Raw genomic sequence first — 21,264 nt, 5'->3', positions numbered from 1 at the left:
ACAAAATCAACAAAATATATCCACAGATTACAATACAATAAAAGTGTAAAATAGATGGATATTTGGAAAAGAATGCAGTTTAATTCCCCTAAATTCATTGACATGGGAAGTGGGCTATTGTATGCTTACATAGGGTATCAATGATAAGGTTTTCAATCGTATAAATCCTTATCTGAAGATAGTTTTATATGCTCTAGAAAATTACCTTTTTTACATTCTCTAGTGGTGAGGATGTGTGTAAAATGCAACAAAATAACCGCAACCCTTTCCGAGCAATGGCACTGATGTCTGCCATAACCTCCCAACTAGTAGGCTCTATTTTAATAGGCATTTTCTCTGGGAGATGGCTTGACCGGCATTGGGGCACAGAACCAATTTTCTTAATAATCGGACTGTTAGCAGGCCTTGCTGCGGGGACATATTCTATGCTTCGTACAATCCGCCATTTTTATTCAGGAGAATAGTAATAATGCCAGATTTCAGAACAATGTTCAACAGACAGCGCAAATGGATGTTTTATCTACTGTCCATTTATGTCCTTGGCTGGGGATTCACTACATATCAACCCATTTTTCTAGGGCTAATTCTTGGGACATGCTTCGGCTACCTGAATCTATGGATGCTTGTAAGAAAGACTGAGAGTTTTGATAAAAAAGTTTCGCAGGGGAAAAAACCCCGGTCTCTTGGGTCGCTCTCACGAATGGCGATGGCAGGTATTGCAGCAGTAATTGCCCTAAGGTATCCTGAACAGTTTAATATGATTAGCTTAGTGATAGGACTAATGACATCCTATATTGTCATTATGATAGATTATTTTTATCACGCAGTGAATGAACATAAGTGATTAGGAAGAGAGGTGAGTATACATGAATCACGAAGCTCCTGTGGTGGAATTTATGGGGTTATATTTTAACATGGCCAACGTATTAATGATCACAGTGGCCAGCGCCATCGTTTTTCTAATTGCAGTGCTATCCACCCGCAAACTTGCAATGAAACCTACAGGGATCCAAAACTTCATGGAATGGGTGATGGACTTTGTTAAAGGAGTCATCAACAGCACAATGGATTGGAAAGAAGGTGGGAGATTCCACATTCTTGGTCTGACATTGATAATGTATATTTTTGTATCCAATATGTTAGGTCTTCCATTTGCCATTGTTTTAGGTGGCAACCTTTGGTGGAAATCACCAACAGCCGATCCTACCATAACTCTAACTTTAGCTGTTATGATTTTAGGATTGACCCATTATTACGGGATTAAACTTAAAGGCATAAAAGAGTATACAGCAGGTTTCTTCAGTCCAATGAAGTTCCTATTCCCACTGAAAATCATTGAGGAATTTGCCAATCCGCTGACTCTTGGTTTGCGTCTTTATGGTAACATCTACGCTGGTGAACTTCTTCTGTCTCTTCTTGCAGGAGGATTAGCGCACCAAGGAATTATTGGAACAATCGCAGCCATCCCGCTAACACTGGCATGGCAAGGATTCTCTGTTTTCGTAGGTACTATCCAAGCCTACATATTCACTATGTTAACAATGGTTTATATGTCTCATAAAGTGAGCCATGACCATTAATAAAAATTTATAAAAAATAATTATATGTATTTATACATTAAGGAGGAAAAAAGTAATGACAGGTTCAATTGGTATTTTAGCAGCAGCAATCGCAATTGGTTTAGCAGCAATCGGTGCAGGTATTGGTAACGGTCTTATCGTAGGACGTACAGTTGAAGGTATTGCCCGCCAGCCAGAGGCTCGTGGTTTACTTCAAACAACCATGTTTATCGGGGTAGCGTTAGTTGAAGCATTACCGATTATCGGTGTAGTTATCGCGTTCATGGTATTAAACCGATAGAATCAGGAAAATTCCAGATGGCGATGACGGCAAATCTTCGCCATTACTTTATGCATTTTTCTAACGTACAGCAACTCTTGAAAGGAGTGAACCCGAGGTGTTAACAAGCAGTCTTGTACTAGGTGCAGCAGAACATGCCAGTATCAATACTGGAGATATCGTGTTTCAGTTGCTTATGTTTATCATATTGCTGGCCTTGCTGAAAAAGTTCGCGTGGGGTCCATTAATGGGCATTATGAAACAGCGTGAAGAACATATCGGCAGTGAGATCCAAGCCGCAGAAAACAGCCGGAAAGAAGCTGAAAAAATTCTGCAGGAACAACGAAACCTTATTAAAGAAGCACGCAATGAAGCAGCAAGCTTAATTGAGAGTGCAAAAAAACAAGGCGATATCCAACGGGAAGAAATTATTACGACTGCCCGTTCGGAAGCAGAGCGCATTAAAGAATCTGCCAAGCTTGAAATTGAGCAGCAGAAAGAAAAAGCCGTTGCCGCGATTCGCGAACAAGTCGCATCCTTGTCTGTCTTAATTGCCTCTAAAGTGATTGAAAAAGAACTTAGTGCTCAAGATCAAGACAAGCTTATTAATGAATATATTCAAGAGGCAGGAGATTTGTGATGAGTAACTCACTAGCAGCGAAGCGTTACGCGTTAGCGCTATTACAAATTGCAAAAGAACAGCAGCTTCTTGAAACAATCAAAGAAGAAATTCGTGTGGTGAAAGAGGTTATTCAATATACACCTGAATTATCAGCCGCTTTGAAGTCTTCCAAACTGTCTTTGGAACAAAAAAAGCAGTTGATCACCACATCGTTTGCTTCTGTTAACGTGTATGTACTCAATACACTATTAATTTTAATTGAACGCCATCGCGAAGGAATCATTACCGATTTTGCCAATGAGTTTTTAGATTTGGCCAATGAAGAAATGGGAATCGCTGAAGCTGTTGTGTATAGCACACGTGCCTTAAGCGATGCTGAGCGTGATGCGTTATCCGCTGTTTTTGCCGCGAAAATTGGCAAAAAAGCCCTAAACATTGAAAATATTGTTGATACCAATCTATTGGGCGGCGTGAAGTTGCGGATTGGCAATCGAATTTATGATGGTTCGTTACGCGGTAAGCTTGACCGCTTAGAACGTAAATTGTTGTTAAGCTAAGATTTGTAGATAGGGGTGAAACCATGAGCATCAAAGCTGAAGAAATCAGTTCCCTGATAAAAAAGCAAATTGAAAACTATCAGGCAGAAATACATGTGACAGATGTCGGTACAGTTATCTCCGTTGGTGACGGTATCGCACGTGTCCACGGCCTTGACAACTGTATGGCCGGAGAACTTGTTGAATTCTCAAACGGCGTTATGGGTATGGCTCAAAACCTAGAAGAAAATAACGTCGGTATCATCATCCTAGGACCTTTCACCGAGATTCGCGAAGGTGACGAGGTTCGCCGTACTGGACGCATCATGGAGGTTCCGGTTGGTGAGGAACTTATTGGACGTGTTGTAAACCCACTAGGACAGCCAGTTGATGGCATGGGTCCAATCAATACAACGAAAACTCGCCCGGTTGAAGCAGTAGCACCAGGTGTTATGAGCCGTAAATCGGTTCATGAGCCATTGCAAACTGGTATCAAAGCGATCGACGCACTTGTGCCAATCGGCCGCGGCCAGCGGGAATTAATCATTGGTGACCGTCAAACAGGTAAAACATCTGTTGCAATCGACACCATCTTAAACCAAAAAGGTCAAAACATGATTTGTATCTATGTGGCCATCGGACAAAAAGAGTCAACTGTACGTAACGCAGTTGAAACGCTTCGTAAGTTTGGTGCCCTTGAATACTCTATCGTTGTAACAGCTTCTGCATCACAGCCAGCACCGCTATTATACTTAGCACCGTATGCAGGTGTATCAATGGCAGAAGAGTTCATGTACAACGGTAAGCATGTCTTGATTGTATATGATGACTTATCGAAACAAGCTGCGGCATACCGTGAGCTTTCCCTATTACTTCGTCGTCCTCCAGGTCGTGAAGCTTATCCAGGGGATGTATTCTACCTGCACAGCCGCCTGCTAGAGCGTGCTGCAAAATTGAGTGACGCACTTGGCGCAGGTTCAATCACAGCATTGCCATTTATTGAAACACAAGCAGGTGACGTTTCTGCTTATATCCCAACAAACGTTATCTCCATCACTGATGGACAGATCTTCTTGCAATCTGACTTGTTCTTCTCTGGCGTACGTCCAGCGATTAACGCAGGTTTGTCCGTATCTCGGGTAGGGGGTTCTGCGCAAATCAAGGCAATGAAGAGTGTTGCCGGTACATTGCGTCTTGACCTTGCTTCTTACCGTGAATTAGAGGCATTCTCGCAATTCGGTTCTGACTTGGATAAAGCCACTCAAGCGAAATTGAATCGTGGTGCCCGTACTGTTGAGGTTCTAAAACAAGACCTGAACAAGCCAATTCCAGTAGAAAAGCAAGTTATGATTCTCTATTCACTAACTCGCGGCTTCTTAGATGATATCCCTGTTGAAGATATCCGCCGCTTTGAAAATGATTTCTATAATTGGTTAGACCACAACCGCAAAGACTTGTTAGATCATATCACGAAGACAAAGGTTCTTCCTGCTGACGAGGATATGGCAGAAGCCATCAATGCGTTCAAGAAGACTTTCGCCATTAGCGAGTAATATTGGTCCAACAATTTGATGGCACAGGTCACCGCGCGGCCGACCGCATGGTGACCTTTAGGCCATACATTCTTTGAATGAGGGTGGTGAGAACCTATGGCTTCTTTACGCGATATTAAAAATCGGATCACTTCGACGAAAAAAACTAGTCAAATTACCAAGGCAATGGAGATGACCTCCGCAGCTAAATGGAACCGCGGCGTGTTGAATGCAAAAGCATTCGTACCGTACATGGAAAAAATCCAGGAAGTCACCGCGTCGATCGCGATTGGCGCAGGCGGCGTGAACCATCCGATGCTGAAACATCGTCCGATCAAGAAGACAGGCTACGTCGTCATTACCTCTGACCGCGGACTAGCCGGTGCGTTTAACAGTAACGTCATCCGCAGAGTCCACCAAGCAATCCAAAAAAATCATAAATCCAATGATGAATTTGCGATTATTGCCATCGGCCGGGTAGGGCGTGACTTCTTTGTGAAGCGCGGCTACAATGTCGTCCTTGACATCGTCGGGGTTTCCGACCAGCCAAACTTCCAGGACATTAAAGACATTACCAGCGCTACCGTTGGAATGTTTTCCGATGAAACTTTTGATGAACTCTATATTTACTATAGCCATTATATAAGTGCGATTTCTCAAGCTGTGACCGAGAAAAAGCTTCTCCCGCTGACAGAACTATCGACGTCCCACAAGCTCATGTCTTATGAGTTTGAACCGTCAGCAGAAGAGATTCTCGATGTGCTTCTGCCACAATACGCGGAAAGCTTAATCTACGGTGCACTCCTCGACAGCAAAGCTAGTGAGCATGCTGCAAGGATGACCGCGATGAGAAACGCGACCGATAATGCCCATGAATTAATCCGTAACTACACATTAAGTTACAACCGCGCCCGTCAGGCAGCGATTACCCAGGAAATCACGGAGATCGTCGGCGGTGCAGCGGCGTTAGAATAATTTTTTAAAAAGCTTGCCTTGTTCAGTGTTCGAGACCAGTTTAGCGCCTAGTATCCTGTTTTTCGTCTGCAAACTCTGGATAGAAGCCGCCAAAACGGGTGGCGAACACGACACAAGGTTCGTTTTTCAAAAAGAAACTGGTTCGGTTAAACGATTTGCAACATTGTTAGGAGGGAAAACGATGAACAAAGGACGCGTTGTTCAGGTTATGGGTCCGGTTGTTGACGTTAAGTTTGAAAACGGTCAGCTGCCTGAGATTTATAATGCATTGAGAATTAAAACAGAAGCGCGTAGTCAAGGGGAAGTTGCAACCAACTTAACGCTTGAAGTAGCCCTTCATTTAGGTGATGATACGGTTCGTACCATCGCGATGTCTTCCACTGATGGTTTAACCCGCGGGGTGGAAGTAGAAGATACAGGTGCACCAATTTCGGTGCCAGTTGGGGAGCCAACGCTTGGCCGTGTATTTAACGTACTTGGCGATGCCATTGACTTGAAAGAGGATGTTCCAGCAAGTGCACGCCGTGATTCGATTCACCGCGAAGCACCAACATTCGAAAACCTTTCTACTGAAGTAGAAATTTTGGAAACTGGTATTAAAGTAGTAGACTTGCTTGCTCCTTACATCAAGGGTGGTAAGATCGGACTATTTGGTGGTGCCGGTGTAGGTAAAACTGTATTAATCCAGGAATTGATCAATAACATCGCTCAAGAGCACGGCGGTATTTCGGTATTCGCCGGTGTTGGTGAGCGTACTCGTGAAGGAAACGACCTTTACCATGAGATGACGGATTCAGGCGTTATCAAGAAAACCGCGATGGTGTTCGGTCAGATGAACGAGCCGCCAGGTGCCCGGATGCGGGTTGCCTTAACTGGTTTGACCATGGCTGAATATTTCCGTGATGAGCAAGGACAGGACGTGTTATTGTTCATCGACAACATTTTCCGTTTCACTCAGGCTGGTTCAGAGGTTTCTGCGCTGTTAGGCCGTATGCCATCTGCCGTAGGTTATCAGCCAACGCTTGCTACTGAAATGGGTAAATTGGAAGAGCGGATTACTTCTACTAATAAAGGTTCTGTTACATCGATCCAAGCGATTTACGTACCAGCCGATGACTATACTGACCCGGCTCCGGCTACGACTTTCGCTCACTTAGATGCTACCACAAACCTTGAGCGTAAGCTTTCTGAGATGGGTATCTACCCTGCGGTGGACCCACTTGCTTCGACTTCACGTGCGTTGTCCCCTGATATCGTTGGCGAAGAGCACTACAATGTGGCTCGTCAAGTGCAGGAAACGTTGCAGCGTTACCGTGAGTTACAGGATATCATCGCCATCCTTGGTATGGACGAGTTATCTGATGATGATAAGTTAGTCGTTGCGCGTGCGCGCCGGATTCAAAACTTCTTATCGCAAAACTTCCACGTGGCTGAGCAGTTCACTGGCCAGCCAGGTTCGTATGTACCGGTTAAAGAAACCGTTCGCGGCTTTAAGGAAATCCTTGAAGGAAAATATGACCACCTTCCAGAGGATGCCTTCCGTCTTGTTGGCCCAATTGAAGATGTGGTTGAGGCTGCAAAACGTATGGGTGTAGAGGTCTAATACCGCCAGGAGGGTAAAATATGAAGACGATTAAAGTCAGTGTTGTTACTCCCGATGGCCCGGTGTACGATGACGAAGTGGAAATGGTGAGTACCAAGGCGAAGTCAGGGGAGCTGGGCATTTTGCCAGGCCATATCCCGTTGGTGGCTCCGCTGGAGATTGGGGCAGTGCGCCTGAAGAAGGACGGGAAGAATGAGATTATCGCTGTTAGCGGTGGTTTTCTAGAGGTTCGTCCGGAACAGGTGACGATCTTGGCTCAAGCCGCTGAGAAATCAGAGGATATCGATATTGAGCGCGCGATGAGAGCGAAGGAACGTGCCGAGCAGCGTCTGCGTGATCAGAAGGCTGAGCACTATGATTTCCGCCGTGCCGAGTCAGCGCTACGCCGCGCCATCAACCGCCTTTCCGTTGCGGAAAGAAGATAATTTGATACAGAATATGAATCAAACCCCTTTGGGCTGCTCTTGTTTAGCGGCTTGGAGGGGTTTTTTAATGGTTCTCGCATTGAAACAGGGGGTCGGTTCTCCTGTTTCAATGCTCTTCTTAGGGGATTAGGTGCCTGCCGGTAATGTAGTGAGAACGGTTGATAGGGGAGGGTATGCCGCCGGTAAACTGGAAAGGGTGCCGGTAAAATTGTGAACTATGCCGGTAAACAGATCAGAGGTGCCGGTATATCAAAAAAGCTCTCTTAAAAGAACAAAATGGGAAGGGAAATAGCCTCGATACAGAACACTACAACAGAAACAATGAGCTAGCCAGGCCCCAGCCTGGCATTTTTATTGGGTACAAAGGGGAAGTGCCGGTAAACTGGGAAGTATGGTTGATAGGAGATGGCAAAACGCCGATAAACTGGAAAAAGTGCCGGTAAAATTGTGAACTATGCCGGTAAACAGATCAGAAGTGCCGGTATATCAAAAAAGCTCTCTTAAAAGAACAAAATGGTAAGGGGAATAGCCTCGATACAGAACACTACAACAGAAACAATGAGCTAGCCAGGCCCCAGCCTGGCATTTTTATTGGGTACAAAGGGGAAGTGCCGGTAAACTGGGAAGTATGGTTGATAGGAGATGGCAAAACGCCGGTAAACTGAAAAAGGTGCCGGTAAAATTGTGAACTATGCCGGTAAAAGGATCAGAAGTGCCGTACATCAAAAAAGCTCTCTTAAAAGAACAAAATGGAAAGGGAAAAAGCCTCGATACAGAACACTTTATCAGAAACAATGAGCTAGCCAGGCCCCAGCCTGGCATTTTTATTGGGTACAAAGGGGAAGTGCCGGTAAACTGGGAAGTATGGTTGATAGGAGATGGCAAAACGCCGGTAAACTGAAAAAGGTGCCGGTAAAATTGTGAACTATGCCGGTAAAAGGATCAGAAGTGCGGGTATATCAAAAAAGATCTCTTAAAAGAACAAAATGGAAAGGGAAAAAGCCTCAATACAGAACACAGTAACAGAAACAATGAGCCAGCCAGGCCCCCTTATTTATAGAACTTCACTTAAGAACCAACACAGGCACCGGCATGACCGAACAGCGCATTAAAATAGAAAATCAGACCGCATCTGCCTATGCAATCTGTGATTTTTCTAAAATCCGCATGAAAACCAGTCCCTAGAATAGGATAGTTGTAGGCAGTCCTGCTAACAAGCCTAGCACGGGAGGCCGATTCGATGAAAAATAATATTAAAAACCAAAATCTAGGTCAATTCGACTAAATTTTTAAAAGTATTGTAGTCCAATTTCTAACCCCAAATATTTTTCCATTTTTAATGCCGCACGTTTGTCGACACAAGTTTGTAACAATGCTATAATGAATTCGGTTACAATATTCACTAGTATGAAATATGAAAATATTCAACATTGGAGGGGATAGACATGGAACTTTTAAATATATATCAGAATAATTATCTGATAGTTTTTGTGTTCCTATGTCTCGGTATTTTGCTGCCGGTGGTGGCGCTATTTTTGGGTAAGCTTCTGCGTCCTTTTAAACCTAGTGAGGCGAAGTATACCACATATGAGAGCGGTGTTGAGCCATTTCACGATTCACGTGTCCAGTTCAATGTCCGCTATTATATTTTTGCCCTAATGTTTGTAATTTTTGATGTAGAAACAGTGTTTTTATATCCATGGGCCGTTGCCTATGACAAACTAGGTATCTTTGCACTAGTAGAAATGGTAATATTCGTGATTTTACTGTTAATTGGCCTAGTCTATGCCTGGAAAAAGAAGGTGCTACGATGGATTTAAATCTGGATGGAATCACAAATCAGGAAGCCGAAGACTTAAAGAGAAATGTATTTCTAACCACGCTGGAGCAAGTGAAGGGTTGGGCGCGAAGCAGTTCCATCTATCCCGTCACATTTGGTCTGGCTTGTTGTGCAATTGAAATGATGGGCGTCGGTGCGGCCCACTATGACTTGGACCGGATGGGCTCGTTTTTCAGGCCGTCACCACGGCAATCAGACTGCATGATTGTGTCCGGTACCGTGACCAAGAAAATGGCACCGCTGCTACGAAGAATCTATGACCAAATGCCAGAGCCGAAATGGGTTATTGCCATGGGTTCATGTGCAACAGCAGGCGGACCGTACATTAAATCCTATTCTGTTGTTAAAGGGGTCGACCAAATTGTACCGGTTGATGTGTATATCCCGGGCTGCCCTCCAAACCCGGCCGCTTTAATCTATGGAATTAACAAACTTAAGGAAAAAATTCGATACGAAGCGAAGACGGGGAAGAAGGTGATCTAGTCCATGAGCGGGGAAAAAGATCTCGAACAACTAAAGCGGGAGGCGGCGGCCAAAGCAAAGGCAGCAGCGCAGGCAAAACGGCAGGCCATGCAGGCGGGAGAAGCGCCAAAGCAGGAAGAGCCAGCGCCACCAGCGGCCCAACCGCAAGAGCAGCCCCCAGCATCAACTGCATCGGCCTCTGATGCTGATGACTTAGCGAAGAAAAAAGCAGCGGCAGCAGCGAAAGCAAAAGCGGCCGCATTAGCGAAAAAGCAGCGTGAAGGCATCGTGGACGAGGAGCCAGCGAGCGAACCGGCGGCCTCCGACGATTCAGATGATCTAGCGAAGAAAAAGGCAGCGGCAGCAGCGAAAGCAAAAGCGGCCGCATTAGCAAAAAAACAGCGTGAAGGCATCGTGGACGAGGAGCCAGCGAGTGAACCGGCGGCCTCCAACGACTCAGATGATTTAGCGAAGAAAAAGGCAGCCGCAGCGGCGAAAGCAAAAGCGGCGGCGTTAGCAAAGAAGCAGCGTGAAGGCATCGTGGATGAAGAACCAGCGAGTGAACCAGCAGCTTCCGACGATTCAGATGATCTGGCGAAGAAAAAAGCAGCCGCAGCAGCAAAAGCGAAAGCAGCCGCATTAGCGAAAAAGCAGCGCGAAGGTATCGTGGAAGAGGAACCAGCTTCCGATGATGCGGATGACCTTGCCAAGAAAAAAGCGGCCGCAGTAGCCAAAGCGAAAGCCGCGGCAGCCGCAAAACGGAAAGCCATGGAGCTAAATGGCGGAGCAGACGCAACAGCCGAAGCCGGCGACGATGCTAAAGCGAAAGCCGCAGCAGCAGCCAAAGCCAAGGCCGCAGCAGCTGCCAAGGCCAAAGCAGCCGCCGCAGCGAAAGCCGCACGTGAAGGCGGAGACACAGCTGACGCTGGTGATGAAAAGGCCAAGGCCATCGCCGCAGCCAAAGCAAAAGCAGCCGCAGCAGCAGCAGCACGGGCCAAGGCAGGCGGAGCCGCAAAAGGTGCGGCAGCTGAACCAGCTGAACCGGCGAAACCATCACCAAACCAGCCATATTTAGATAAGTATCTGAAAGTCATTGAAGAAAACATGGGTTCCGATGTTTTGGAAGACTCTTATATTAATAAACTATCGAAGGATGTTCCGACACTGGTCGTGAAGCGCGAATCCTACTTTAAGTTGGCTCAATTTTTAAAATACAATGAGCTGCTGGGATTTGACTATTTATCAGAGCTGCATGGAACAGACTTTGAAACACATATGGAAATCTATGTTCACTTATACTCATACAAAAATCGGCAGTCCGTTGCGGTGAAAGTGAAAATTGACCGGGACAATCCAGTCATCGAATCCTTGCAGCCATTATGGGCAGGAGCCGATTGGCCGGAATGCGAGGCTTACGACTTGCTGGGCATCCGGTTCACCGGGCACCCGAACCTGCACCGAATCTTCCTTGGCGAAGAGTGGGTCGGTTATCCGCTGCGCAAAGACTATGAGCCGTATGATGTGGAGGTGTAGAGTGTGATCAGAACAGAAGAAATGGTCCTCAACGTTGGCCCGCAGCACCCTAGTACACACGGAGTGTTCCGGCTCGTTGTCAAACTAGACGGAGAAATCATTACCGAAGCTACACCGGTCATCGGATATTTGCACCGCGGAACGGAAAAAATTGCTGAAAACCTGCAATACACGCAAATCATTCCTTACACGGACCGGATGGATTACCTGTCGGCGATGACCAACAACTATGTGATCTGCCATGCAGTCGAAACGATGATGAACATTCAGATCCCAGAACGTGCTGAATACCTGCGCGTCCTCGCCATGGAACTAAACCGGATTGCCAGCCACCTGGTATGGTGGGGTACATATCTGCTTGACCTTGGCGCGACCTCACCGTTCATTTATGCGTTCCGTGAACGGGAAATGATCATCAATCTATTGAACGAACTATCCGGCGGCCGGCTGACCTACAACTACATGCGCGTTGGCGGCGTCAAATGGGATGCGCCGGAAGGCTGGATTGAAAAAGTAAAAGAATTCGTCCCATATATGCGCAAGCAGCTCGAAGGCTATCACAGCCTCGTCACCGGAAATGAAATCTTCCTGAACCGGGTAAAAGGGATTGGAAAATATACAAAAGAAGACGCCCTCAACTACTCGCTGAGCGGAACGAACCTGCGCTGTACTGGTGTCAAATGGGATTTGCGCAAAGATGAGCCGTATTCGATTTACGACCGGTTCGACTTTGATGTGCCGACCCGCGACACTGGGGATGCCTGGGCACGCTACCAAGTCCGGCTTGCCGAAATCGGCGAATCATTAAAAATTGTCGAGCAGGCCTGTGAGCAGTTCCCGCAGGATGGGCCCATTTTAGCTAAGGTGCCAAAAATCATTAAAGCACCAAAAGGGGAAGCCTTTGTCAGAATCGAAGCACCGCGCGGCGAAATCGGCTGTTATATCAACAGCGATGGAAAAAAAGAGCCATACCGGTTGAAATTTAGAAGGCCATCTTTTTACAACCTGCAAATCCTTCCCAAGCTGTTGAAAGGTGAAAATATCGCCAACATGGTTACTATTTTGGGAGCCATTGATATTGTTCTTGGAGAGGTGGATGGCTGATGGTACAAGATTTGCTGCAATCGAATCCAGGCTGGGGACAATTTATCTTTTTCTTTATTACCGGCCTCGTTCTGTTATTAGTCGTATTGGGCTTTGTTACATTCTCCATCCTGGCCGAGCGGAAGGTTATGGGCTTCATGCAAAACCGGATCGGCCCGAACCAAGTCGGCGGCCGCTGGGGCTTACTACAGACCGTTGCTGACGTATTAAAGCTTTTATTAAAAGAAGATATTATCCCGAAAGTGGCGGATAAGCCCTTATTCATATTGGCACCAGTGATTGCCTTTGCGCCATCGTTTATGGTGCTGGCCGTTATTCCGTTTACCGACAAGTTTCAATTTGCTGACCTGAATGTCGGTCTGCTCTATTATGTAGCGATTTCCGGATTGACTGTGTTCGGGATCCTGCTGGGCGGCTGGGCGTCTAACAACAAGTACTCCTTGCTCGGGGGAGCAAGGGCGACCGCACAGATGATATCCTATGAAATTCCGCTCGTTATGTCGGTGCTAGGGGTCATCCTGTTAACCGGAAGCTTGAACTTAAATGACATTGTTCATGCGCAAGAAAAGGCCTGGTTCATCCTGCTGCAGCCGATTGGATTTATCATTTTTCTGATTGCGTCTACTGCAGAGTTAAGCCGGACACCGTTTGACTTGCCAGAATCAGAGTCCGAACTCGTTGCTGGTTATCATACCGAATATACTGGTTTCCGCTGGGCATTTTTCATGCTTGCGGAGTATGTATATCTGTTTGCCATGACGGGATTAATCACAGTCCTGTTCTTTGGCGGCTGGCTGCCACTGTTTGGCTTTTTAGGATTTATCCCAGGTTCCGTCTGGTTCGCACTCAAATTTTGTGTTGTGCTGTTTATCTATCTTTGGTTCCGCAGCACGTTCCCGCGGATGCGTGCCGACAAACTGATGGAATTTGCCTGGAAAATTCTGATGCCAATTGCGATTGCCAATATTATGTTAACAGCGTTAATTAAATCGTTATTTTTCTAAAAATGAGTGTTATCCATCTAGAAGATTTATTTTAAAAGGGGTGAATGACGTGCTTGGATTAACGAAAGGTTTGAAGTATACCCTGAAGCAGCTGACTCGGGAGCCGGTTACGTACGATTATCCGAACGAACCGCTGCCGCTGCCGGACCGGTTCCGCGGCATCCAGAAGTTTTATCCGGAAAAATGTATTGTTTGCAATCAATGTGCCAATATTTGCCCGACGGATTGCATTCAGTTAACAGGGAAAAAACATCCGGACCCAACGAAAAAAGGGAAAGTCATCGATACCTACGACATCAACTTTGAGATTTGTATCCTTTGTGATTTATGTACCGAGGTTTGCCCAACCGAGGCGATTGTGATGACGAATAACTTTGAACTGGCAGAGTACAGCCGTGATATGTTATTTAAAAACCTGGAATATTTAGATGAAAATGACGAAAACATACGGCAGGTGAACAAACCATGACCTTTACCGGCGAGTTTCTCGCATTTATGATTTTGGCGCTGGTGGCCATCATCGGCGGCGTCCTGCTCCTCAACCTGAACAAGGTTGTTCATATGGTCGTCGCGCTGATCTTTACTTTCATCAGCATTGCCGGAATATACGTGCTGCTCTCGGCTGAATTTGTCGCCGCCGTACAAATTCTGATCTACTCAGGGGCGATCACGATCATCATGCTGTTTGGCATCATGCTGACACGGCCGTACGACGAGAGTGAGGAAAAAGGAAGCAGGTGGCGGAAGGCATTTTTATTCCTTGGCGTGGTTGGCTTCGGTTTTGCCGTTTACATCGGCATTTACAACTTCCCAATCGACCAGGTGCCAACGACCCTGCATGAAAACAATCCGATGCAAATCGGGAAAGCTATTTACAGCAAATATCTGATTCCGTTTGAATTTATATCGGTGCTGTTATTGGTCGCTCTAATCGGCGCCATTATTATGGCCAAACGTGAAGAGAAGGGGGCGGAGGAAGAATGAGTTCAATTCCTGCTTCAGCCTTTCTGGCACTAGCATTGATTTTATTTTGCATCGGACTGTACGGTGCGCTGACAAAGCGTAACACGGTCATCGTGTTGATTTCAATCGAATTGATGCTGAATGCCGTCAATATTAATCTGGTAACCTTCAGTAAGTATGGGGCAGCGCCTTCGATTGATGGCCAAGTGTTTGCATTGTTTGCCATGGCGGTTGCCGCAGCCGAGGCGGCTGTAGGACTGGCCATTCTGATGGCACTTTATCAAAGAAAGAAAACCGTCCACATTGACGAAATGGACGAAATGAAACAGTAAAGTTGTCGGTATCGGCACAAATATTAAGCGAGTAAATTGAAACATAACCATGGTGCCAACACCAAAGATGTCCCGTGATAGTCGGGCTTGTGTCTGGCACGGAGGGGGAAAGATGATGGAAAATGCATGGCTCATACCGCTTTTCCCGCTTGTTTCTTTTGTGATCCTTCTTCTATTTGGCAAGCGATTAAAGGAGGCGGGCGCCTACGTGGGAATCCTCATGACGCTCGCATCGCTGGTTTTCTCGATTTTAGTTTTATTCGAGCGCTTTTCAGAGCCATCCTACATTCAAAAGTTTGAGTGGCTCAAGATAGGAGATGTGTCGCTGACTGCGGGCTTTGAAGTCAATCAGTTGAATGCATTAATGCTATTTATCGTATCGCTCGTGAGCTTTTTAGTACATACCTACTCCAAAGGCTATATGCATGGAGACGGGCGGTTTCCGGTATTCTACGCGTATTTAGGGTTATTTACGTTTGCCATGCTTGGATTGGTCATTTCACCAAACCTTTTGCAAACCTATATGTTCTGGGAGCTGGTTGGTCTCGGTTCCTTCCTGTTAATCGGATTTTATTTTTACAAAGAAGAGGCCAAGGCTGCGGCGAAAAAGGCGTTTATCATGACCCGAATCGGCGACGTCGGCCTGTTCATTGGTATGATTCTGCTATTCTGGAAAACAGGATCATTTGAATATAGTGAAATTTTTTCAGCTGTTGAAGCCGGCGGTATTTCCCAGACAATGATTACGTTAACAGCGATCCTGATCTTTATCGGGGCGGTTGGTAAATCTGGTCAGTTCCCGCTGCACACCTGGCTTCCGGATGCGATGGAAGGCCCGACCCCAGTGTCGGCGTTAATCCACGCGGCTACCATGGTTGCTGCCGGTGTATACTTGGTTGCCACTATGTTTCCATTGTTTGCGGCTAGCAAGACCGCACTGTTGACGGTGGCCACGATTGGCGCGTTTACCGCGATTTTTGCGGCGAGCATCGGCTTGGTGCAAACCGATATTAAACGGGTACTGGCCTATTCAACGGTCAGCCAGTTAGGTTACATGATGCTGGCGCTCGGCTCGGCTGGCTATGTCGCTGGTGTGTTCCACCTGATGACCCATGCGTTTTTCAAGGCGTTGCTATTCTTGGCAGCCGGTTCCGTGATTCATGCGGTGCATACGCAGAACATCGAGGAAATGGGCGGCCTTTGGAAAAAATTAAAATGGACCGCGCCGCTGTTCCTAATCGGTACACTGGCAATTAGCGGGGTTCCATTATTATCAGGTTTCTTCAGTAAAGACGAAATTTTAGTTGCGGCATGGGAAGGCGGACATCCGATTTTGTTCGTGCTCGCTCTGATTGCAGCGTTTATGACAGCCTTTTACATGTTCCGCCTGTTCTTCATGGTCTTTACCGGTGAGGCTCGCGGCAACCAAAACCACGTTCATGAATCGCCTGGAAGCATGACCTTGCCAATGCTTGTTCTTGGCGTATTGGCCATCATCTCAGGTTATGTGAACACACCATGGTTCGGATCGTTCCTGGGTGATTGGTTAGTGGATGGCAACGAGAAATTAGGCCATGGTCATATGGAAGGGCCAATCTGGATTATGATTGCAGCCACTGTTGTTTCTCTAGCCGGCATCTACTTGGCATGGTTGATTTACGGCAAAAGAAGCGTGTCGCGCAACTGGCTCAGCGGCTCAGGCGACACCTTGCACACGATTTTGTACAACAAATATTATGTGGACGAATTTTATCAGATGACCGTGGTCGCCGTGACCAAAGGCATCAGCTATTTTCTCAGATTCATTGACGTCTTCCTTGTTGGAGGAATTGTCAAAGGCGTGGTTGGCTTTGTTCAAGGCCTTGGTGCCACAGGCTCCAAACTGCAAAACGGACAGGTGCAAACCTATGCGGCCGTTGCCTTTGTCGGTCTGGCCATCTTAACTGTCATCTTTGCGTTAACAGGGGGGTATTTACAATGAATTTAGGATGGGCGCTTACGCTGCTTGTATTATTCCCGCTGTTAGGCATCGTGGTACTGGCATTTATGCCAAAAACTGCTGAAAAGTCGATTAAGCTGGTCGGCTTCCTGGCCACCCTGCCATCGTTATTGCTGGCACTCGCGGCCTACCTGCACTTTAAGTGGGGCAAGGATTTAGCGGATTTCGCCGTAACACATGACTGGATTCAATTCCGCGGTATGAACGCAGACGAACCGTATTTTTCCGTCAACTTTGAGCTTGGTTTGAGCGGTTTTCAGTTGATACTCGTGGTTCTGACTGCTGTGGTTGCCACACTGGCGGCGATTGCTTCCAAGTATGTAAAAAAGGAATGGAAAGGCTACTACATGCTGTTCCTGCTGCTCGAAACCGGCATGCTCGGCGTGTTTACAGCTGAAAACTTAATTCTATTTTTCTTATTCTTCGAGATTACCTTGATTCCAACGTTCTTCCTGATTGGGAAGTGGGGTTATTTTGAAAAAGAAAAAGCAGCCTACAGCTTCTTAATCTACAACGGACTAGGTTCAGCTGTCCTGCTGATTGTAATTATGATTTTGTTTGCCAAAACAGGCACTACCAATATTGAAATCTTAAAAAGTATCATGGCCGACCCAAGCGCACCATTATCAGGCGACCTCAAGCTCGGCTTGTTCATTGCTTTATTAATCGCCTTTGGGGTCAAGCTGCCGATCTTCCCGCTGCACAGCTGGATGTTGAAAGTGCACGTTCAGGCACCACCGGCAGTGGTCATGATTCACTCTGGTATTCTTTTAAAAATTGGCGCCTATGGATTAATTCGCTTCGGCTTAGGAATTTTTCCAGAGCAGTTTGAAAAATTGGCTACGCTCCTGGCGATTCTTGGAGTTATCAATCTCCTTTACGGTGCGTTTTTAGCCTTTATTCAAACCGACTTCAAAATGGTCTTGGCGTATTCATCGATTTCCCACATGGGAATTGTATTAATCGGTTTGGCTGCCATGAATGAAGCCGGTGTCCAAGGGGCGATTTTCCAAGTCATCTCTCACGGTTTGATTTCAGCGCTGCTGTTCTTCTTGGTGGGCGTGCTGTACGAGCGGACCGACACGTCGCTCATCGAAAACCTCGGCGGCCTCGCGAAAGGCATGCCGATTGCAGCAGGATTTTTGTTGGCCGCAGCGATGGCCTCACTTGGCCTTCCGGGCATGTCCGGATTCGTCAGCGAATTTATGGCCTTCCTCGGCTTGTTCAATGAACTGCCATGGGTTGCCGCGGTCGGAACGCTGGGCATTATCTTGACGGCTGCTTACCTGTTGCGCGCCGTGCTGGGCATGACTTTTGGCCAGGCACACCGCGAGTTTGCCGGGATCATGGACTTACGAGGGGTAGAGTTCATCCCGGTTGTAGTGTTAACGTTCTTGATTGTATTAATTGGTGTTTACCCAAGTGTCCTAAGCGCGCCGCTTCAAGCCACACTTGAGACTATCATGCTTGGGTTAGGAGGGTGATGAAGGATGAGTGCTGATACATTTCAATCAATCAACTGGAGCATTTTAACGCCGGAGTTCATCATCCTGGGTGTCATTGCCATTCTGATTTTACTAGACTTATTCATGCCAAAAACGTTAAGCCGAAAAATTCTCGGCTGGATCGGCATTGCGGCCATCCTTGCGGCGTTGATTTTCACGCTCAATATGGCAGGCGGTCCAGTCCGGACGATTTTGGACAATACGTTCCGCGTCGATAGCTTTGCAATCGCGTTTAAATCACTGCTGCTTGTCGGCGCTGCACTGGTGATGTTTTTAGCTACCAGCTATGAAACAAAGGCCGGACTGGAAAGATATGAAGCAGAATTTTATTATATCTTCCTATCCGCCTTACTCGGTGCGATGGTGATGACATCGAGCGGCGACCTAATTACGCTTTATGTCGGCCTCGAATTGTTGTCGATTCCATCTTATATTCTAGCGGGCATGCGCAAGTTCGACTCGAAGTCAAATGAAGCCGCGATGAAGTACGTCATCAGTGGTGGAATTTCTTCAGCCATTGCTCTGTTTGGTATGAGTTATGTGTACGGTATTGCTGGTTCCACCGACTTGATTGAGATTGCTTCTAAGCTGTCGATGTTAGCTGACGGTCAGCAGGCCTATTTGCTTGGTTTGGCATTTTTAATGATTTTTGTAGGGTTAGCGTTTAAAATTTCAGCGGCTCCATTCCATATGTGGGCACCGGACGTCTACCAAGGCGCACCGACACCGGTTACGGCATTTTTGAGTGTCGTTTCAAAAACAGCTGGTTTCGTGATTGTCATCCGGGTATTGTTAACGGTATTTGGCGCAGCGGCTTCCAATGGCCCGAACTCGATGCCAATTATCATGAATATGCAGGATTATATTGCGGTAATTGCTGGGGCAACGATGATTATCGGTAACGTCGTTGCGTTGAAGCAATCCGACATCAAGCGGATGTTCGCTTATTCTAGTATCGCGCACGCCGGATACCTGTTAGTGGCTGTTACATCACTATCAGCTAATATGTTTTATTCTATCTGGTTTTACCTGCTTGCTTACCTGTTGATGAACCTTGGCGCGTTTGCCGTCATCCAGGTGGTATCGGAAAAATCAGGTTCAACCAAGATTGCTGATTTTGCCGGGCTGTACCGCCGCTCGCCGGTTTTGGCCGTGGCAATGGGGATTTTGCTAATCTCGTTAGCAGGCTTCCCGGGAACAGCCGGTTTTATTGGGAAATTAAACATTTTTGCCGGCGCCTTTGCCGGGGATCCGCATTATGTGCTAGCGTCCGTAATGATTGCGACAACGGTCGTGTCGTATTTCTACTATTTCGGCGTAATGACGCAAATGTTCTTCCGTCCGGCGGAGGATGAAAGCAAGTTCAACCTTCCATTTGGAATCATCATTGTCTTGATTGTGGCGGTCGCAGGGTCGATCCTGTTTGGCCTCATGCCAAACCTGGCGCTCGACTTTATGAACAACCATCTCGACATCCTGAACGATTTCTTTGGACAATAATACGAACTTTTGGGGGAAAGCACGTATTAAGGGGAAATGCTGGCTGTTTTCAGGGGGGAAAGCAGCCAGCCCATAATGAATAATAACCCAGTGCCTTGATTTTACGAACGGACCATGGCACCGGGTACGGTTAAACATAAGGGGTTTTATAGAAAAAAGAAGAGGTTGGGGGACCTCTTCTTTTTCGTTTGTCACGGTATCGGCCGGCCTTGAGTTTTTCGCGCAAAGGCTATTAGCTACTGATCTAGTGATATTTCCGAGAGTTCGGTCGTTAATAAAGGCTATTAGCTACTGATATCGCGTCTTTCTCGAGAGATCGGTCGCTAATAATAGACCAATCTGCTAACACTACGTTTGATGATCTAGGAATGTAAAAATAATCTTTAGATTGGTATGCGGGAAATAAATTAGAATCCAAATGGTCGCGGCGGGCAGCAAGGGTAAACGGGTATACCGCATTCATTTACACAAGATTCTGTGTTGGAAAAATAGTGTTGATGACCTATATAGCAATATTTCCGCCGCTTTTCAATTCCCAGACCTACATCCGCTACTTTCCTCTTTATGTAAGGAACAATGTATTCCCCAGTATCCCGTCATACATTTATAGTCCAACTTATAATAATTAGTTATAATGGATGATAACCAATTATAAATGGTAATTGAGGAGCTAGATTCATGAAAAAATTATCCTTTTTATTTTTCTCCATCCTGGTTCTGTTGCTGGTTACTTCTGGATGCTCCAATAATGCACAGAATACGGAAACAGAGGGTCAGCAAAAACAAGAATCTACGCAAACCAAGGTGGAGCTGACCGTTTCGGCTGCAGCTAGCTTGCAGAATGCTTTGACGGATATTAAAGCGAATTTTGAAAAAAAACATCCAAATATCACCATAAGTTTTAACTTTGGAGCTTCAGGGGCACTGCAACAACAAATTTCCCAGGGAGCACCGGTGGACCTTTTTTTCTCAGCAGCAGAGGACAAATTTCAAAAATTAGTACAGGACGGACTGATTGAAAAGAAAAAGAGTATGAATTTGGTAGGAAATGATCTTGTGCTGGTAGTACCAAAAGACTCAAATAAAGAGATCAAGACATTCGAGGACCTGACAAAGGCTGATAAGGTAGCCCTGGGCACGCCTGAGTCCGTCCCAGCAGGACAATATGGCAAGCAAACACTAGAACAGGTAAACGTCTGGAAAGCGATTGAAGGAAAAGTGGTCTATGCCAAGGATGTTCGCCAAGTGCTGACATATGTGGAGACAAATAATGTGGATGCAGGTATCGTTTATAGGACAGATGCCAAGACATCAAAAAAAGTGGAAATGGTTGCTGCCGCGAAGGATGATACACATGACCCAATCATTTATCCGCTTGGGGTCATCAAGGAGAGTCCACATCTTGATGAAGCTCAATTATTCTATGATTATCTACAAAATGAACAATCAATGAAAATTTTAGAGAAGTATGGATTTAGGGGTTTATAAGA

At 46.3% G+C, this 21,264-nt stretch carries 23 protein-coding genes; all 23 read left to right on the top strand.

Going from position 1 to position 21,264, the window contains the following annotated elements; genetic code table 11:
• The first annotated feature begins 242 nt into the window (after positions 1-242).
• Positions 243-464 (top strand): AtpZ/AtpI family protein, encoded by a 222-nt coding sequence (locus tag BN2425_RS20595; RefSeq protein WP_042463563.1) that lies wholly within the window; start codon positions 243-245, stop codon positions 462-464.
• A gap of 5 nt (positions 465-469) precedes the next feature.
• Entirely contained in the window at positions 470-844 is a 375-nt protein-coding gene (locus tag BN2425_RS20590) for an ATP synthase subunit I (protein ID WP_042463561.1), read from the top strand.
• Between the two features lie 22 nt (positions 845-866).
• A complete protein-coding gene (gene atpB / locus BN2425_RS20585; protein ID WP_042463558.1) occupies positions 867-1,580 on the top strand; it encodes a F0F1 ATP synthase subunit A in 714 nt (237 codons plus the stop codon).
• A 67-nt stretch (positions 1,581-1,647) separates the two neighbouring features.
• Positions 1,648-1,860 (top strand): F0F1 ATP synthase subunit C, encoded by a 213-nt coding sequence (gene atpE, locus BN2425_RS20580; RefSeq protein ID WP_042463793.1) that lies wholly within the window; start codon positions 1,648-1,650, stop codon positions 1,858-1,860.
• Positions 1,861-1,957: 97 nt separating this feature from the next.
• A complete protein-coding gene (atpF, locus tag BN2425_RS20575; protein ID WP_042463556.1) occupies positions 1,958-2,479 on the top strand; it encodes a F0F1 ATP synthase subunit B in 522 nt (173 codons plus the stop codon).
• Complete coding sequence (locus BN2425_RS20570; RefSeq protein WP_042463553.1) at positions 2,479-3,018, top strand: F0F1 ATP synthase subunit delta; 540 nt, start codon at positions 2,479-2,481, stop codon at positions 3,016-3,018. Before atpF ends, BN2425_RS20570 begins: the two co-directional genes overlap by 1 nt.
• Before the next feature lie 23 nt (positions 3,019-3,041).
• Positions 3,042-4,550: a F0F1 ATP synthase subunit alpha gene (atpA, locus tag BN2425_RS20565; RefSeq protein WP_042463550.1), complete on the top strand. Its 1,509-nt coding sequence runs from the start codon at positions 3,042-3,044 to the stop codon at positions 4,548-4,550.
• A 96-nt stretch (positions 4,551-4,646) separates the two neighbouring features.
• Positions 4,647-5,504, top strand: a complete 858-nt coding sequence (gene atpG, locus BN2425_RS20560; protein WP_042463547.1) for an ATP synthase F1 subunit gamma — start codon at positions 4,647-4,649, stop codon at positions 5,502-5,504.
• 181 nt (positions 5,505-5,685) lie between these two features.
• A complete protein-coding gene (atpD, locus tag BN2425_RS20555) occupies positions 5,686-7,107 on the top strand; it encodes a F0F1 ATP synthase subunit beta (protein ID WP_042463545.1) in 1,422 nt (473 codons plus the stop codon).
• Positions 7,108-7,127: 20 nt separating this feature from the next.
• A complete protein-coding gene (locus BN2425_RS20550; RefSeq protein ID WP_042463542.1) occupies positions 7,128-7,532 on the top strand; it encodes a F0F1 ATP synthase subunit epsilon in 405 nt (134 codons plus the stop codon).
• Positions 7,533-8,244: 712 nt separating this feature from the next.
• Positions 8,245-8,433, top strand: coding sequence for a hypothetical protein (locus BN2425_RS20545; RefSeq protein ID WP_154663573.1), 189 nt, complete (start codon positions 8,245-8,247; stop codon positions 8,431-8,433).
• Between the two features lie 544 nt (positions 8,434-8,977).
• Entirely contained in the window at positions 8,978-9,352 is a 375-nt protein-coding gene (locus tag BN2425_RS20540; RefSeq protein ID WP_042463537.1) for an NADH-quinone oxidoreductase subunit A, read from the top strand.
• Positions 9,343-9,855 (top strand): NuoB/complex I 20 kDa subunit family protein, encoded by a 513-nt coding sequence (locus tag BN2425_RS20535; protein WP_042463534.1) that lies wholly within the window; start codon positions 9,343-9,345, stop codon positions 9,853-9,855. The genes BN2425_RS20540 and BN2425_RS20535 overlap by 10 nt, the downstream gene beginning before the upstream one ends.
• 3 nt (positions 9,856-9,858) lie before the next feature.
• Positions 9,859-11,367, top strand: a complete 1,509-nt coding sequence (locus BN2425_RS20530) for an NADH-quinone oxidoreductase subunit C (RefSeq protein WP_042463531.1) — start codon at positions 9,859-9,861, stop codon at positions 11,365-11,367.
• Positions 11,368-11,370: 3 nt separating this feature from the next.
• Positions 11,371-12,471: an NADH-quinone oxidoreductase subunit D gene (locus BN2425_RS20525; protein ID WP_042463528.1), complete on the top strand. Its 1,101-nt coding sequence runs from the start codon at positions 11,371-11,373 to the stop codon at positions 12,469-12,471.
• A complete protein-coding gene (nuoH, locus tag BN2425_RS20520; RefSeq protein WP_042463525.1) occupies positions 12,471-13,475 on the top strand; it encodes an NADH-quinone oxidoreductase subunit NuoH in 1,005 nt (334 codons plus the stop codon). The genes BN2425_RS20525 and nuoH overlap by 1 nt, the downstream gene beginning before the upstream one ends.
• 49 nt (positions 13,476-13,524) lie before the next feature.
• Positions 13,525-13,944: an NADH-quinone oxidoreductase subunit NuoI gene (gene nuoI, locus BN2425_RS20515; RefSeq protein ID WP_042463522.1), complete on the top strand. Its 420-nt coding sequence runs from the start codon at positions 13,525-13,527 to the stop codon at positions 13,942-13,944.
• Positions 13,941-14,459, top strand: a complete 519-nt coding sequence (locus tag BN2425_RS20510) for an NADH-quinone oxidoreductase subunit J (protein ID WP_042463518.1) — start codon at positions 13,941-13,943, stop codon at positions 14,457-14,459. The genes nuoI and BN2425_RS20510 overlap by 4 nt, the downstream gene beginning before the upstream one ends.
• Positions 14,456-14,770: an NADH-quinone oxidoreductase subunit NuoK gene (gene nuoK, locus BN2425_RS20505; protein WP_042463515.1), complete on the top strand. Its 315-nt coding sequence runs from the start codon at positions 14,456-14,458 to the stop codon at positions 14,768-14,770. Before BN2425_RS20510 ends, nuoK begins: the two co-directional genes overlap by 4 nt.
• A 112-nt stretch (positions 14,771-14,882) precedes the next feature.
• Positions 14,883-16,751: an NADH-quinone oxidoreductase subunit L gene (nuoL, locus tag BN2425_RS20500; protein ID WP_042463511.1), complete on the top strand. Its 1,869-nt coding sequence runs from the start codon at positions 14,883-14,885 to the stop codon at positions 16,749-16,751.
• Positions 16,748-18,253 carry an NADH-quinone oxidoreductase subunit M gene (locus BN2425_RS20495; protein WP_042463508.1) on the top strand — a complete coding sequence of 502 codons (1,506 nt, stop codon included), beginning with the start codon at positions 16,748-16,750 and terminating at the stop codon, positions 18,251-18,253. Before nuoL ends, BN2425_RS20495 begins: the two co-directional genes overlap by 4 nt.
• A gap of 6 nt (positions 18,254-18,259) precedes the next feature.
• Positions 18,260-19,774 carry an NADH-quinone oxidoreductase subunit NuoN gene (nuoN, locus tag BN2425_RS20490; protein ID WP_042463505.1) on the top strand — a complete coding sequence of 505 codons (1,515 nt, stop codon included), beginning with the start codon at positions 18,260-18,262 and terminating at the stop codon, positions 19,772-19,774.
• 678 nt (positions 19,775-20,452) lie between these two features.
• Positions 20,453-21,262: a molybdate ABC transporter substrate-binding protein gene (gene modA, locus BN2425_RS20485; protein WP_042463503.1), complete on the top strand. Its 810-nt coding sequence runs from the start codon at positions 20,453-20,455 to the stop codon at positions 21,260-21,262.
• Positions 21,263-21,264 lie beyond the last annotated feature (2 nt).

The organism is Neobacillus dielmonensis, assembly GCF_000612665.1.
Classification (GTDB): Bacteria; Bacillota; Bacilli; order Bacillales; family Cytobacillaceae; genus Neobacillus; species Neobacillus dielmonensis.
The sequence above is the reverse complement of the archived record's forward strand: the minus strand, read 5'-3'. Positions and strand labels throughout refer to the sequence as shown.